12 protein-coding genes are annotated in these 14502 nt (G+C 70.5%); 10 read left to right on the top strand and 2 right to left on the bottom strand.

Translation table 11 applies throughout. The annotated features are described in order from the left end of the window. Positions 1-96: 96 nt before the first annotated feature. Together BOX17_RS00700 and BOX17_RS00705 are read left to right on the top strand one after the other, a co-directional pair. On the top strand, positions 97-657 hold the full coding sequence (locus BOX17_RS00700) for an OsmC family protein (protein ID WP_071941587.1): 561 nt from the start codon (positions 97-99) through the stop codon (positions 655-657). Beyond that, positions 654-1973, top strand: a complete 1320-nt coding sequence (locus tag BOX17_RS00705) for an NAD(P)-binding domain-containing protein (protein ID WP_071941588.1) — start codon at positions 654-656, stop codon at positions 1971-1973. The genes BOX17_RS00700 and BOX17_RS00705 overlap by 4 nt, the downstream gene beginning before the upstream one ends. Before the next feature lie 105 nt (positions 1974-2078). Here BOX17_RS00705 and BOX17_RS00710 read toward each other — a convergent pair whose 3' ends face one another. Continuing rightward, positions 2079-2972: a helix-turn-helix transcriptional regulator gene (locus tag BOX17_RS00710; RefSeq protein WP_071941589.1), complete on the bottom strand. Its 894-nt coding sequence runs from the start codon at positions 2970-2972 to the stop codon at positions 2079-2081. Between the two features lie 115 nt (positions 2973-3087). Between BOX17_RS00710 and BOX17_RS00715 the strand changes: the two genes are divergently transcribed. The 3 genes from BOX17_RS00715 (at position 3088) to BOX17_RS00725 (ending at position 5421) form a co-directional block, all read left to right on the top strand. Further along, complete coding sequence (locus BOX17_RS00715; protein WP_071941590.1) at positions 3088-3792, top strand: ABC transporter permease; 705 nt, start codon at positions 3088-3090, stop codon at positions 3790-3792. Further along, positions 3789-4514, top strand: a complete 726-nt coding sequence (locus BOX17_RS00720) for an ATP-binding cassette domain-containing protein (RefSeq protein WP_208858072.1) — start codon at positions 3789-3791, stop codon at positions 4512-4514. The genes BOX17_RS00715 and BOX17_RS00720 overlap by 4 nt, the downstream gene beginning before the upstream one ends. A 115-nt stretch (positions 4515-4629) precedes the next feature. After that, positions 4630-5421 carry an ABC transporter substrate-binding protein gene (locus tag BOX17_RS00725; RefSeq protein WP_244272277.1) on the top strand — a complete coding sequence of 264 codons (792 nt, stop codon included), beginning with the start codon at positions 4630-4632 and terminating at the stop codon, positions 5419-5421. 53 nt (positions 5422-5474) lie between these two features. Here BOX17_RS00725 and BOX17_RS00730 read toward each other — a convergent pair whose 3' ends face one another. Continuing rightward, complete coding sequence (locus BOX17_RS00730) at positions 5475-7421, bottom strand: serine hydrolase domain-containing protein (protein ID WP_071941592.1); 1947 nt, start codon at positions 7419-7421, stop codon at positions 5475-5477. Positions 7422-7614: 193 nt separating this feature from the next. Between BOX17_RS00730 and BOX17_RS00735 the strand changes: the two genes are divergently transcribed. The 5 genes from BOX17_RS00735 (at position 7615) to BOX17_RS00755 (ending at position 14479) form a co-directional block, all read left to right on the top strand. Continuing rightward, a complete protein-coding gene (locus tag BOX17_RS00735; RefSeq protein ID WP_071941593.1) occupies positions 7615-8556 on the top strand; it encodes a sodium-dependent bicarbonate transport family permease in 942 nt (313 codons plus the stop codon). 235 nt (positions 8557-8791) lie between these two features. Further along, a complete protein-coding gene (locus BOX17_RS00740) occupies positions 8792-9961 on the top strand; it encodes an isovaleryl-CoA dehydrogenase (protein ID WP_071941594.1) in 1170 nt (389 codons plus the stop codon). 12 nt (positions 9962-9973) lie between these two features. After that, positions 9974-11581 (top strand): carboxyl transferase domain-containing protein, encoded by a 1608-nt coding sequence (locus BOX17_RS00745; protein WP_071941595.1) that lies wholly within the window; start codon positions 9974-9976, stop codon positions 11579-11581. A 7-nt stretch (positions 11582-11588) separates the two neighbouring features. After that, entirely contained in the window at positions 11589-12446 is an 858-nt protein-coding gene (locus BOX17_RS00750) for an enoyl-CoA hydratase/isomerase family protein (protein WP_071941596.1), read from the top strand. Continuing rightward, complete coding sequence (locus BOX17_RS00755) at positions 12443-14479, top strand: acetyl/propionyl/methylcrotonyl-CoA carboxylase subunit alpha (protein ID WP_071941597.1); 2037 nt, start codon at positions 12443-12445, stop codon at positions 14477-14479. Before BOX17_RS00750 ends, BOX17_RS00755 begins: the two co-directional genes overlap by 4 nt. The last annotated feature ends 23 nt before the right edge of the window (positions 14480-14502 follow it).

Here is a 14502-nt window from a genome sequence, read left to right on the forward strand (position 1 = left end):
ACCTCTCCCACTCTGGGTCCCACGTGACGGCCCCAGAGTCGTACCTGACGAGTGATCCCACCCGTCATACCACGACAACCGCGAGGAGAGACCACCATGCAGACCGCCATCCGCAAGACTGACAACGGCGTCAACGTCAGCGCCCTGCTGGGTGCCCGCGAGGCCCTGTCCCAGGCCCCCGAAGCCGCCCGCTTCACCTGGCGCGCCAGCTGCGACTGGGCGAGGGGCACCCACAGCCGCGCCACCGTCGACGGCTTCCATGGGCTCGGCGAGGAGCAACACCACAGGACCCGCTTCACCTTCGATACCGACCATCCCGAGGTCTTCGCCTCCGAGGACCATGGCCCCACGCCGGTGGAGTACGTGCTCGTCGGCCTCGCCGGCTGTCTGACCGCCGGCATCGCCGCCATTGCCCAGCACCGCGGGATCCAGCTCCATTCGATCCGGGCCCGCCTGGAGGGCGAGATGGATATCCAGGGCATCCTGGGCATGGACCGCGACGTGCGTAACGGCTTCGACGAGGTCCGGGTCATCTTCGAGGTCGATGCCGACGCCACCCGCGAGGAGATCGAGGCCCTGGTCGCCCAGTCGCAGAAGCGCTCGGCGGTCTTCGACATCCTCACCAACCCCACCCACGTCTCGGTGCAAGTGAAATGAACGAGAGTCGTGCTGACCGGCAGCACCGCCCGGCCCGCGCCGTGACCGTGGTGGTCATCGGCGCGGGCCAGTCGGGGCTCGCCATGAGCCACTACCTCGGCCGGGCCGGCATCGATCATGTGCTGCTGGAGCGGGGAGAGGTGGGCAACGCATGGCGTCACGAGCGGTGGGACTCGCTCAGGCTGCTGACACCCAACTGGCAATGCCGGCTGCCCGGGCTCCGCTATGCGGGGCCCGACCCGGATGGCTTCATGTCCATGCCGCAGGTGGCCGACTTCCTTCGCGACCATGCGCGGCGATACTCGGCCCCGGTGCAGGCCAACACCCGAGTGCTGTCGGTCCGGCCAGCGGCGGAGGGCTATCGCGTCATCACCGACCAGGGCGAGTGGCGCTGCCGGGCAGCGGTAATCGCCAGCGGTGCCTTCAACCTGCCCCGGGTGCCGCCCCTGGACCGAGCCCTGCCGATGTACGTCGACCGCCTGACGGCCCGGGAGTATCGCCACCCGGGCCAGCTGGCGCCGGGTGGCGTGCTGGTGGTGGGGGCCTCGGCCACCGGACTGCAGCTGGCCGACGAGCTCCAGCGCGCTGGCCACGCGGTGACCCTGTCGGTGGGCGAGCACGTCCGACTGCCGCGCCGCTACCGGGGGAAGGACATCCAGTGGTGGCTGCACGCGGCCGGCATCCTCGACCAGCGCTTCGACGAGGTAGACGACATCGTGCGGGCCCGTCGCCTGCCCTCCCCCCAGCTGGCGGGCGGCGATGCCCCCGCCACTCTGGACCTGAATGCCCTGAGTGCCCGGGGCGTCAGGCTGGTCGGACGGCTGGTGGGCCTTCAGGATACCCGGCTGCAGTTCTCCGGCTCGCTGTCGGTCCACTGCGCCGCGGCGGACCTCAAGCTGGGACGGTTGCTCGACACGCTCGATGCCTGGTCAGGGGCCCGGGGACTGGACGCCTGCCTGGAGGCGCCGCGGCGGTTCCCGCCGACCCGCCTGCCGAAGCCTCCCTGCCTGGGACTGGACCTCGCCCGGGGCGAGATCCGCACCGTGCTCTGGGCCACCGGCTATCGCCCCGACTACCGCTGGCTGCAGGTGCCGGTGCTCGACCGCAAGGGCGAGCTGCGTCATCACGGCGGCGTGGTCGACGCCCCGGGGCTCTACGTCCTGGGCCTGCCGTTCCTGCGGCGTCGCAAGTCGAGCTTCATCCACGGGGCCGATGACGACGCCCGGGAGCTCTGCGACCACCTGGTCGCCTGGCTGGCCCGGAGGCCCCGCCAGGGCGCCGCGATAAGGGCCCTGCCCACCGCGATCGTTACCTGACCTCACGCCGGCCCATCCGGCCGGCGTCCTCTTCGCGCGCTCCTCTTTCACCCCCCTCCACGCCTCCATTTCGCACCCGCTACGCCCGCCGACCCGGGGACGCACTCAGGCGTTGTACATCACGGCACCCGACTCGCCGATGTCATAGCCGCCCAGGGCCTCGGCGCGCTCGGCGAAGCGCGGCTCCCGGGCGAAGGCCAGCAGCCGCTGCACGGGCGGCTCGAAGTAGCTGCGCCGCCGCATGGCCAGGTCGAAGGTCTCCTGGTGGAGCGGCACGAAGGCGAGCCCCTGCCGGCGGGCCGCGGCCTCCACGCCGAGCCCCGCGTCCGCCTCACCCTGGCGGATCGCCAGCGCCAGGTCGTCCTCGGAAAGCGAAGGGTGCGCGGCGAAGCGCAGCCCGTCGGGGTCGACCCCGGCGCGGGCCAGCAGCCAGGTCAGCAGTCGGTGGGCCCCGGCATCCGGCTGTCGATGGGCCACACGCACCCTGCCGCCGGCCAGGTCCTCGAGGGAGGTGATGCCGAGGGGGTTGTCCGGCGCCAGCAGCAGACCCTGGCGACGGCGGGCCCAGCGCACCATCACCAGGTCGCGCATGCCGGCAAGCCCCAGGGCCTCGGGCCGGTTGTAGTCGCCCTGGCGCTCGTCCAGCAGGTGAAGCCCCGCCACCATCGCCTCGCCCGAGAGCAGTCGCCGCACCCCGTCGCCGCTGCCGTGACAGAGCAGCGCCAGCCCCGCGGCGCTCTCGCGGACCGCCCACTCCAGCAGGGGGTCCTGGCTGCCGGCGAGCACCAGCGGCACGGGGCGGCTGCTCGCCTGGTCGCCCTCCAGGTGGCTCATCAGCCACAGGTCGATGCCCTGGCGGGGAAACAGCAGCTTGCCGGTCACCCGCACGCAGGGGATGCCGCCCTGGCGCACCAGGTCATAGACCTTGCGCTCCTTGAGTCGCAGATAGTCGGCCACCTCGGCGGTGGTCAGATAGGCATGTTCCGGGCCGCGCTCCATGGGATACCCCTCACATCGATTCGTCGTTTTCCTGCATATTACTGCATTTATTCCATCGTAGGATGCGCCGGCGCGCTTCAACGCACATGATGCAGGAAGATCGCAGGAGAGCCCGATGCCCGACGACGCCAACGCCTTCCAGACTGCCCTCGCCCTGATCCTCGGGCTGGACCCCGACCTGTTCGGGATCGTGGTGCTGTCGCTGAAGGTCTCGCTCTCCGCCGTGCTCATCGCCGCGCTGCTCGCCCTGCCACTGGGCGCAGCCATCGCGCTGTGGCGTTTCCCCGGCCGCGGGGTGCTGATCGTGGCGCTCAATGCGCTGATGGGGCTGCCGCCGGTGGTCGCAGGGCTCGCGGTCTACCTGCTGCTCTCCCGGGCGGGCCCGCTGGGCGAGCTGGGCCTGCTGTTCACCCCGGGGGCCATGGTGATCGCCCAGGTGATCCTGGTGCTGCCGATCATCGCCGCCCTGACCCGCCAGCAGGTCGAGGAGCTCCACGGCGACTATCGCGAACAGCTCACCTCGATGGGCGTCTCGCGGGCGCGCCGGATCCCCACCCTGCTGTGGGACGCCCGCTTCGGGCTGGCCACCGTGATGCTGGCCGGCTTCGGCCGAGCCAGCGCCGAGGTCGGGGCGGTGATGATCGTCGGCGGCAACATCGACGGCGTCACCCGGGTGATGACCACCGCCATCGTGCTGGAGACCAGCAAGGGCAACCTGCCCCTGGCCCTGGGGCTCGGCATCGTGCTGCTCGCCCTGGTAGCCCTGGTCAACGCCGCCGCGCACCTCGTCAGCGAGTCGGCGCGGAGGCGGCTGGGATGAACGAGATGACCCGCCTGGACGTCACGGCCATTCCCCCGCTCGCCCTGGAGGGCGTCGGGTTTGCCCACCGCGGCCAGCCCCTGCTGCACCCCACCGACCTGCGCCTGGAGGGGTACCGGCGCACCCTGGTGATGGGGCCCAACGGCGCGGGCAAGAGCCTGCTGATGCGCCTGGCCCACGGCCTGCTGGTGCCCACCGTCGGCCGGGTGCGCTGGGAGGGCCACCTGCCGCGCCAGTCCATGGTCTTCCAGCGGCCAGTGCTGCTGCGCCGCTCGGCCCTGGCCAACCTGACCTATGTCCTGGCGATCCACGGCATCCCCCGCCGCCGCCGCAAGCCGCTGGCCCGCGAGGCCCTGGAGCGCTTCGGCCTGGCCGCCCTGGAGGCGCGGCCGGCCCGGGTGCTCTCCGGCGGAGAACAGCAGCGGCTGGCGTTGGCCCGGGCCTGGCTGGTGGAGCCCGAAGTGCTCTTCCTCGACGAGCCAACCTCGGCGCTCGACCCCGCCGCCATCAAGGCGGTGGAGGACGCGGTCAACGACTTCCACCGCCGCGGCACCCGCATCGTGATGACCAGCCATGACCTCCACCAGGCCCGCCGCCTGGCCGACGACATCGTGCTGCTCTTCGACGGCCGGCTCATCGAGCACTGCCCGGCCGAGACCTTCTTCACGGCTCCCGCCTCCGCCGAGGCGCGGGCCTTCATCCGGGGCGAGCTGGTCTGGTAGCGGCTCCCCCTCCGCACCCGCCCCATGAGAAGGAAGGCAACATGAGAAGGAAGGCAACATGAGAAGGAAAGTCACCATGAGACAGCAGGGACTCGCCCTCGCCGCCATCGGACTGATGGGCCTCTCGCTCGGCGCCAGCGCCCAGGACGACGACCGCTACATCACCCTGGCCTCCACCACGTCCACCCAGAACTCGGGGCTCTTCGATGCCATCCTCCCCCAGTTCACCGACACCAGCGGGATCGAGGTGCGGGTAGTCGCCGTGGGCACGGGCCAGGCCTTCGAGATCGCCCGCCGGGGCGACGCCGACAGTCTGCTGGTGCACGACACCGAAGGCGAGGAACGCTTCATCGCCGAGGGCTACGCCACTGAGCGCGCCGACGTGATGTACAACGACTTCGTGATCATCGGTCCCGGCGACGATCCGGCCGGCATTGGCGACGCCGACACCGTCGAGCAGGCGCTTTCCGCCATCGCCGAGGCCGAGGCCCCCTTCGCCTCACGCGGTGACGACAGCGGCACGAACCGTGCCGAGCTGCGCCTGTGGGACGCCGCCGGCATCACACCCGGCGGCGACTGGTATCGCGAGCTCGGCAGCGGCATGGGCCCGACCCTGAACACCGCCGCCGGCATGGACGCCTACGTGATGAGTGACCGCGCCACCTGGGTCGCCTTCGACAACCGCCAGGACCTCGACCTGCTGTTCGAGGGCGACGAGGCGCTCTTCAACCAGTACGGCAGCATCCTGATCTCCAAGGAGCGCCACCCGCACCTCAAGCACGACCTGGCCGCCCAGTGGCACGACTGGCTGCTCTCCGAGGCGGGCCAGGCCGCCATCGCCGACTTCGAGGTCAAGGGCCAGCAGCTGTTCTTCCCCAACGCGCACGCCGCCTCCGACGACGAGTAGGCTTCCCACCTCGCCATGGGCCTCCCCGGCCCGTGGCGAGGTGGCCGACCCGCTCAGCCCATCAGCACGAAGCCGTTGAACCGCCAGACCGTTACCAGGGTCACTGCAAGCAGCACGACCACCCCGGCATGGCGCAGGCGCCGCCCTCGTGACCAGCCCTTCTCGCCCAGCACCGGCATCAGCAGGGCGAGAGCCCCCAGGCTGACCGCGCCCGCCAGCATGGCGACGACCTGGGCGGCCACGAAGGGTGGCGGCGGGAAGCCGAAGAAGACGAGCCCCACGTCCCGCGTGATGGGCAGGATTCCGGCCAACGCGAGCCCCATGCTCACCACCCAGAGCCCGGCGGCCAGCACGGTCAGCCGCCCTCCCCAGCGCGCCGCGGGCCGCCGTGCGGCAGGCCGGCCCCAGCCGAACAGCGCCACCACCAGGGTGCCGACGAACACCGCCACGGCCAGGCCCAGGAACGCCAGCCGCCAGCGCGGGTTGGCCAGCGGCCCGACCCGCTCCATCACCATGACCGGCTCCGGCACCGCCAGGTGCGTGACGGCGCCATCGTCGTCGGTGAGGAATCGCAGCGACTCCTGGCTGTCGGCCTGGCGGAAGTGCCCCTCGCCCGGTGCCGGCACGAGGCGTACCTGCCGCCCCCGCCGACTCAGGACCAGCTCTCCGTCCCGGTCAAGGTGGACGCTGGCCATGTCGTGATTCAGCAGCGCCTCGACCGTGGTATAGGGACGCCGCGTGGAGAGATAGTCCCCGGCATAGCGCGCGGGGTCGTCGGGCGCCGCGGCCACGACGGGGGGATCGGTCGGGAAGTAGCGGTGCACCAGCGCCTCGACGAAGCCGCGGATCAGCGCCTGGCCGCCGTTGCTGTTGGTGGAGATGAACACGCCCAGCTCCAGCTCGGGGATCAGCTGCAGGTCGGAAACGAAATGCACGGTGCCACCGCCATGGCCGATGGCCCGGTAGCCGGCGATCTCGCTCTCGACGAAGCCGTGGGCCATGCCGGGTTGCCCCGGCGTCACCCGGTAGTGGGTGCGCTGCATCTCACGGGCCGTGTCCGGCGCGAGCAGTGCCACATCGCCGAGTCGGCCCTCGTTGAGGTGGGCCCGCATGAAGCGCGCCATGTCGGTGGCCGTGGTGGAGAGGCTGCCCGCCGGACCGATGCCGCCGACGAAGGTGAAACCGCCCGGCTGGAGGGCGCCACCGACCCATTGATAGCCCTCGCTGACCCGCTCGCGCAGGGCGGGGGCCATGGGGGCCTGCTCGCGCTGCGGCCCCCAGGGCTCGCGGAAGGTGCTGTCCCGCATGCCCAGGGGGCCGAGCAGGTGACGCTCGGCGTAGGCCTCCCAGGAGAGGCCGCTGACCTCGGCGACCACCAGCCCGGCCAGCGCCACCCCGTAGTTGGAATAGGCCGGCCAGGTGCCCGGCGCTCGCACCTGGGCCGGGGCATGGCGGCGCAGGTAGTCGCGCAGCGACAGCACGGCGTCGGGGTCGTCCTCGAAGAGATGGCCCATGGCCGTGTCCTCGAAGCCCGGCGTGTGCGCCATCAACTGGCGCAGGGTGATGGGCGCCGGATAGCGGGTCGCCAGGGGCAGGTCGGTCAGGATTTCGCGGATGTCGGTGTCCAGGTCGAGCCGGCCCTGCTCCACCAGCTGCATCACCGCCGTCCAGGTGAAGAGCTTGGAGATCGAGCCCGGCCGGAACAGGGTCCGCCCGGCCACCACCGGGCGCCCGGCCTCGAGGTCGGCGAACCCATACCCCTTGGCCATCACCAGTTCGTCATCCTTGACCACCGACACCGTGACGCCGGCCACATGCTCGGCCTCCATGCGGGCGGTGACATAGCCGTCGACGAAGGCCTCGAGATCCTGTCGTTCGATAGCCTGTCGCTCGAGACCCTGTCGCTCGAGGTCCTGGCCACCGCCCACGGCCCCCGTGGCCATGCCCGCCCACAGCCAGAGCAGCAGGCCGACCAGAACGCCTCGCCTCCACAGGGGCATCGAATCTCCGGGGATCGTGCCGCAGCCGGCTGCATCGTCCAGCCGTGAACGGGCGATGGCGCTCGGGGCGCCGGCCGCGGCCCCCGTATCATGAGGGATCATATATGATGGGCTCCGACAGTCATTCCTGCTCATAGTGTGTCGGAATCTACACACTCGACGCACGTGGTTCACTCGGTACGAGATCCCTGCCATGCCCGATATCGTGGTGATGTTCTTCCTGCTCGGCGTGCTCGCCGGGGTGGTGAAGTCGGACCTGACCATCCCCAAGGCCGCCTACGACACCCTGAGCCTGCTGCTGATGCTGACCATCGGCATCAAGGGCGGGATGGCGCTCTACGGCAACCTGCACTGGTCGCTGCTGCCGGAACTGGGGGCCGTGGCCGCCCTCGGCGCGCTGATCCCCCTGGCCCTGATGCCAATACTGCGACGCCTGGTGCGGCTATCCGCGGCCGACAGTGCCAGCATCGCCGCCCACTACGGCTCGGTGAGCGCGGGCACCTTCGCCGTGGCGCTGGCCTTCGCCGAGGGGCGCGGCCTGCCCACCGGCGCCGAGGTGACACTCTACCTGGTGATGCTGGAGCTGCCCGCGATCATGGTCTCCATCGCCCTCTACCGCCGCTACCGCGGGGCCCAGGGCGGCGAGGCGATCAGTGGCCTGTGGCACGAGACCCTTACCAATCGCGGGGTGATCCTGCTGGCCGGCGGCGTGGTCATCGGCGCCCTCTACGGGCCCCAGGAGGGCGCCAACGTCACCGACCTGCTGACCGGGGCCTTCCACGCCGTGCTCGCCCTCTTCCTGCTGGAGATGGGCCTCACCGCCGCCGAGACCCTGCGCCCCCTGCCCTGGCAACACTGGCGCCTGCTCAGCTTCGCGCTGGTCACGCCGCCGCTGCTCGCCCTGTCCGGCCTGCTGGTCGGGCTGGCGCTGGACCTGCCCCAGGGCTCGGTGCTGATCCTGACCACACTGGCGGCCAGCGCCTCCTACATCGCCGCCCCGGCCGCCATGCGCGCCGCCATTCCCCAGGCCAACATCGGCCTGGCCATGCTCGCCTCGCTGGGGCTGACCTTCCCCCTCAACGTGATCTTCGGCATTCCGCTCTACCATGCGGTGATCTCCGCGATCGTCGGCTGAGTCCTCCCGCCTCGCACACGGCTTTCCCGACCGCTCCCATGCCCGGCCGCCAACGCGGCCCATGGGGGCACCCGCCCCCGTCCTTGCCACCTTCGTATAAGCCGGCAAATGTTGCACTTTACGTTAACGTCAACCTCGCCTAGTCTTGTCGCATCTGCCATTTTGATGACACCAGTTTGCCTGTTGCGTCGCCGCTCGCGCGGGACGCTTCACCTGACGAGACGGGAGCCACGCCATGCACACGCCCTACCAACCCCTCGACTTCGGCCTCGACGACGAGCTGAACATGCTGCGCGACCATGTCAACGCCTTCGCCCGGGACGAGATCGCCCCGCGCGCGGCCGAGATCGACGAGAAGAACGAGTTCCCCAACGACCTCTGGCAGAAGTTCGGCGACATGGGCCTGCTCGGCATCACCGTGGCGGACGAGGACGGCGGCAGCGGCATGGGCTACCTGGCGCACTGCATCGCCATGGAGGAGATCTCCCGGGCCAGCGCCTCGGTGGGCCTCTCCTACGGCGCGCACTCCAACCTCTGCGTGAACCAGCTCAAGATCAATGCCAGCGCGGAACAGAAGGCCAAGTACCTGCCCAAGCTGATCAGCGGCGAGCACGTGGGGGCGCTGGCCATGTCCGAGCCGGGCGCCGGCTCCGACGTGGTCTCCATGAAGCTGCGCGCCCGCAAGGAGGGTGACAAGTACATCCTCAACGGCAACAAGATGTGGATCACCAACGGCCCCGACGCCGACGTGCTGGTGGTCTATGCCAAGACCGACCCGGAGGCCGGCTCCAAGGGGATCACCGCCTTCATCATCGAGAAGGGCATGGCCGGCTTCTCCACCGCCCAGAAGCTCGACAAGCTGGGCATGCGCGGCTCCAACACCTGCGAGCTGGTGTTCGAGGACTGCGAGGTGCCGGAGGAGAACGTGCTGGGCGAGGTCGGCCGCGGCGTGAAGGTGCTGATGAGCGGCCTGGACTACGAGCGCACCGTGCTCGCCGCCGGCCCCATCGGCATCATGCAGGCGGCCATGGACATCGTGGTCCCCTACGTTCACGAGCGTAAGCAGTTCAACCAGTCCATCGGCGAGTTCCAGCTGGTGCAGGGCAAGATCGCCGACATGTACACCACCCTGAACGCCTGCCGCGCCTACCTCTACGCCGTGGCGGCGGGCTGCGACCGTGGCCGGACCTCCCGCAAGGACGCCGCCGGCGTGATCCTCTACTGCGCCGAGAAGGCGACCCAGGTGGCGCTGGACGCCATCCAGCTGCTCGGCGGCAACGGCTACATCAACGAGTACCCGACCGGGCGTCTGCTGCGCGATGCCAAGCTCTACGAGATCGGCGCCGGCACCAGCGAGATCCGCCGGATGCTGATCGGCCGCGAGATCTTCAACGAATCCAAGTAAGGGCGGCGTTCCATGAGCATCCTCCAGACCCAGATCAACCCGCGCAGCGACGTCTTCCAGGCCAACGACGTCGCCATGCGCCACGAGGTCGGCAAGCTGCGCGAGCTGACCGCGGCCATCGCCCAGGGCGGCGGCGAGAAGGCCCGCCAGCGCCACGAGTCCCGCGGCAAGCTGTTCGTGCGCGACCGCATCGACCACCTGATCGACGAGGGCTCGCCCTTCCTCGAGTTCTCGTCGCTGGCCGCCCACGAGGTCTACGACGCCTCGGTGCCCGCCGCCGGCGTGGTCACCGGCATCGGCCGGGTCTCGGGGGTGGAGTGCGTGATCGTCGCCAACGACGCCACGGTCAAGGGCGGCACCTACTTCCCGCTCACCGTGAAGAAGCACCTGCGCGCCCAGGAGATCGCCCGCAAGCATCGCCTGCCGTGCATCTACCTGGTCGACTCCGGCGGCGCCTTCCTGCCCCGCCAGGACGAGGTCTTCCCGGACCGCGACCACTTCGGGCGCATCTTCTACAACCAGGCGACGCTCTCTGCCGAGGGCATCCCGCAGATCGCCGTGGTGATGGGCTCCTGCACCGCCGGCGGCGCCTACGTGCCGGCCATGGCCGACGAGTCGATCATCGTCAAGGAGCAGGGCACCATCTTCCTCGGCGGCCCGCCCCTGGTGAAGGCCGCTACCGGCGAGAGCATCAGCGCCGAGGACCTGGGCGGCGCCGACGTGCACGCCAAGGTCAGCGGCGTGGCCGACCACTATGCCGAGAACGACGCCCACGCCCTGCAGCTGGCCCGTGGCTGCGTCTCGCGGCTCAACTGGCAGAAGCGCGGCCAGCTGGCCATGCAGGCGCCCAGGCCACCGCGCCTCGACCCGAGCGAGCTCTACGGCATCGTCGGCACCGACCTCAAGAAGCCCTACGACGTGCGCGAGGTGATCGGGCGCATCGTCGACGACTCCGACTTCGACGAGTTCAAGCGCTACTACGGCGACACCCTGGTCACCGGCTTCGCTCACATCCACGGCTACCCGGTGGGCATCGTCGCCAACAACGGCGTGCTGTTCTCCGAGTCCGCCGTGAAGGGCGCCCACTTCATCGAGCTGTGCGCCCAGCGCAAGATCCCCCTGGTGTTCCTGCAGAACATCACCGGCTTCATGGTCGGCTCGAAGTACGAGCACGAGGGCATCGCCAAGCACGGCGCCAAGCTGGTCACCGCGGTGGCCTGCGCCCGGGTGCCCAAGTTCACCGTGCTGATCGGCGGCAGCTTCGGCGCCGGCAACTACGGCATGTGCGGCCGCGCCTTCGAGCCCAACCTGCTGTTCATGTGGCCCAACGCCCGCATCTCGGTGATGGGTGGCGAGCAGGCCGCCGGCGTACTCTCCCAGGTGAAGCGCGAGCAGATCGAGCGCGAGGGCCGCGAGTGGACGAAGGAGGAGGAAGAAGCCTTCAAGGCGCCCACCCGCGAGCAGTACGAGCACCAGGGCCACCCCTACTACGCCAGCGCCAGGCTGTGGGACGACGGCGTCATCGACCCGATACAGACCCGCGAGATCCTCGGCCTGTCGCTGGCCGCCGCCATGAATGCCGAAGTGGAAGAGACCCGCTTCGGCGTGTTCCGGATGTGAGGTCGAGATGACGCAGACATATTCCCGACTGACGATCGACGAGCGCGGCGTGGCCTGGCTGACGCTGGACCGCCCGGACGTCCACAACGCCTTCGACGACAGCCTGATCGCCGAGCTCAACGCCCATCTCGAGCGCCTGCACGATGGCGCGCATCACGGCGAGGTGCGCGTGGTGGTGCTGGGCTCCGAGGGCAAGAGCTTCTCCGCCGGGGCCGACCTCGGCTGGATGAAGCGCATGGTCGAGTACGATTTCGACGGCAACCTGTCCGACTCGCGCAAGCTCGCGACCCTGATGCACCGGCTGGACACCCTGCCCTGCCCCACCCTGTGCCGCGTGCAGGGGGCGGCCTTCGGCGGGGCCGTGGGCCTGGCCGCCTGCTGCGACGTGGTGGTCGCCTCCGAGAAGGCGAAGTTCTGCCTCTCCGAGGTCAAGATCGGCCTGTCGCCGGCCGTGATCAGCCCCTACGTGCAGCGCGCCCTGGGCGAGCGGCAGGCCCGACGCTATGCCCTGACCGCCGAGGTCATGGACGCCCCCACCGCGCTCTCCCTGGACCTGGTGCATCAGGTGGTCGCCCCTGACGCCCTGGACGGCGCCGTCGACGCCATGCTCGACGTCCTGCTGGCCGGCTCGCCCCAGGCCCAGCGCGCCACCAAGGCGCTGCTCGCCGAGGTCGCCCGGGAGCCCGACAGCCAGGCCACCCGGGAGCACACCTGCCGGGTGATCAGTGAGCTTCGCGTCAGCGCCGAGGGCCAGGAGGGGCTCGCCAGCTTCTTCGAGAAGCGCCGCCCCGCCTGGACGCCCGACGCTCCCAACACAGCCCCCGACACCGCCCCTGACAAGACCGCCACGGAGCGCCGCTCATGAGCCGTTCGAACACCTTCGACACCCTGCTGGTCGCCAACCGCGGCGAGATCGCCTGCCGGGTGATGCGCACGGCACGTGCCATGGGCCTGCGCACCATCGCCGTCTATTCCGATGCCGACGCCAACGCCCGCCACGTGCGCGAGGCCGACGAGGCCATCCGCCTCGGCCCCGCCGCGGCCCGCGAGAGCTACCTCAAGGTCGAGGCCGTGGTGGAGGCCGCCCGCCGCAGCGGCGCCGGGGCCATCCACCCGGGCTACGGCTTCCTGTCCGAGAACGGCGCCTTCGTCGAGGCGCTGGACCAGGCCGGCATCGTCTTCGTCGGCCCTCCCGCCTCGGCCATCGCCGCCATGGGCGACAAGTCCGCCGCCAAGGCGCGCATGGCCAACGCCGGCGTGCCGCTGGTGCCCGGCTACCATGGCGACGACCAGGACGACGCCCTGCTCAAGGCCGAGGCCGACAAGATCGGCTATCCGGTGCTGCTCAAGGCCAGCGCCGGCGGCGGCGGCAAGGGCATGCGCGTGGTGGAGTCCACCGAGGGCTTCCAGGCCGCCCTGGATGGCTGCCGCCGCGAGTCCCAGGCCGCCTTCGGCGACCAGCGCATGCTGATCGAGAAGTACCTGACCCAGCCGCGCCACGTCGAGGTCCAGGTCTTCTGCGACAGCCACGGCAACGGCGTCTATCTCTTCGAGCGCGACTGCTCCGTGCAGCGCCGCCACCAGAAGGTGCTGGAGGAGGCCCCCGCCCCGGGCATGAGCGAGGCCCTGCGCCGCGAGATGGGCGAGGCTGCCGTGCGCGCCGCCCGCGAGATCGGCTACGTGGGCGCCGGCACGGTGGAGTTCCTGCTGGATGCCGATGGGTCGTTCTTCTTCATGGAGATGAACACCCGCCTGCAGGTGGAGCACCCGGTCACCGAGATGATCACCGGCCAGGACCTGGTCGAGTGGCAGCTGCGCGTGGCCATGGGCGAGCGGCTGCCGCTGGCGCAGGACGAGCTGACCATCACCGGCCACAGCTTCGAGGCGCGGCTCTACGCCGAGGACCCGGAGCAGGACTTCCTGCCCGCCACCGGCACCCTCACCCGCTTCGCCATGGACCTGGAAGGCGCCGGCCTGGACCCGGCGCGCGTGCGCCTGGACAGCGGCGTGGAGACCGGCGATGTCGTCTCCATGCACTACGACCCGATGCTCGCCAAGCTGATCGTCCACGGCAACGACCGCAACCAGGCGCTGGCGACCCTGAACCGGGCCCTGGCGGCGCTGGACGTGCAGGGCGTGGTCACCAACCGCGCCTTCCTGCAGCGGCTGGCCACCCACCCCGCCTTCAAGGCCTGCGAGCTGGACACACGCTTCATCGAGAAGCACGAGGAGACCCTCTTCGCGCCGCGTAGCTACTCCACCGAGGAGTATGCCGGGGCCGCCCTGGTGGGCCTGAACCAGCTCGCCCGCGAGTGCGAGACCGACTCGCCCTGGGACCGCCACGACGGCTTCCGCGTCAACGCCCCGCACACCATCCGCATCGCCCTGTGCGACCCGGCGCATGCCCAGGACGACGACGACTCCGAGGCCGTGGTGGTGGTCGAGGGCACCCGCGAGCGCAATGATGCCGCTTGGCACCTGACCATCGGTGACCAGACGCTCACCGCGCGCCTCGACCCGCTGGCCGGCGACGCCGTGGCGATGACCCTGGACGGCCACCGCCGTCGCCTGCAGGCGCGCCGCGACGGCAACGTGGTGGTGATGGTCGACCCCCGCGGCGAGACCCGCCTGTTCTGGCGGCGCATCGACGCCATCGACCACGGCCACCACGAGGCCGAGTCCACCCTCACCGCGCCCATGCACGGCACCGTGGTGGCGCTGCTGGTGGAGGCCGGCGCCCGCGTCGAGAAGGGCATGCCGCTGATGGTCATGGAGGCCATGAAGATGGAGCACACCATGTCCGCCCCCGCCGACGGGCACGTGGCGAGCTTCCACTTCCAGGCCGGCGACACCGTGGGCCAGGGCGACGTGCTGCTCGAATTCGCCGCCGACGAGTAAGACACCGCGCGCAGGCGGGCGAC

The sequence above is a fragment of the Halomonas aestuarii genome, from assembly GCF_001886615.1.
Classification (GTDB): domain Bacteria; phylum Pseudomonadota; class Gammaproteobacteria; order Pseudomonadales; family Halomonadaceae; genus Halomonas; species Halomonas aestuarii.

Coding starts and splice junctions, on each gene's coding strand:
- BOX17_RS00700 (WP_071941587.1), top strand. CDS start 97: ATGCAGACCGCCATCCGCAAGACTGACAACGGCGTCAACGTCAGCGCC.
- BOX17_RS00720 (WP_208858072.1), top strand. CDS start 3,789: ATGAACGAGATGACCCGCCTGGACGTCACGGCCATTCCCCCGCTCGCC.
- BOX17_RS00740 (WP_071941594.1), top strand. CDS start 8,792: ATGCACACGCCCTACCAACCCCTCGACTTCGGCCTCGACGACGAGCTG.
- BOX17_RS00750 (WP_071941596.1), top strand. CDS start 11,589: ATGACGCAGACATATTCCCGACTGACGATCGACGAGCGCGGCGTGGCC.
- BOX17_RS00725 (WP_244272277.1), top strand. CDS start 4,630: ATGGGCCTCTCGCTCGGCGCCAGCGCCCAGGACGACGACCGCTACATC.
- BOX17_RS00755 (WP_071941597.1), top strand. CDS start 12,443: ATGAGCCGTTCGAACACCTTCGACACCCTGCTGGTCGCCAACCGCGGC.
- BOX17_RS00745 (WP_071941595.1), top strand. CDS start 9,974: ATGAGCATCCTCCAGACCCAGATCAACCCGCGCAGCGACGTCTTCCAG.
- BOX17_RS00735 (WP_071941593.1), top strand. CDS start 7,615: ATGCCCGATATCGTGGTGATGTTCTTCCTGCTCGGCGTGCTCGCCGGG.
- BOX17_RS00710 (WP_071941589.1), bottom strand. CDS start 2,972: ATGGAGCGCGGCCCGGAACATGCCTATCTGACCACCGCCGAGGTGGCC.
- BOX17_RS00705 (WP_071941588.1), top strand. CDS start 654: ATGAACGAGAGTCGTGCTGACCGGCAGCACCGCCCGGCCCGCGCCGTG.
- BOX17_RS00715 (WP_071941590.1), top strand. CDS start 3,088: ATGCCCGACGACGCCAACGCCTTCCAGACTGCCCTCGCCCTGATCCTC.
- BOX17_RS00730 (WP_071941592.1), bottom strand. CDS start 7,421: ATGCCCCTGTGGAGGCGAGGCGTTCTGGTCGGCCTGCTGCTCTGGCTG.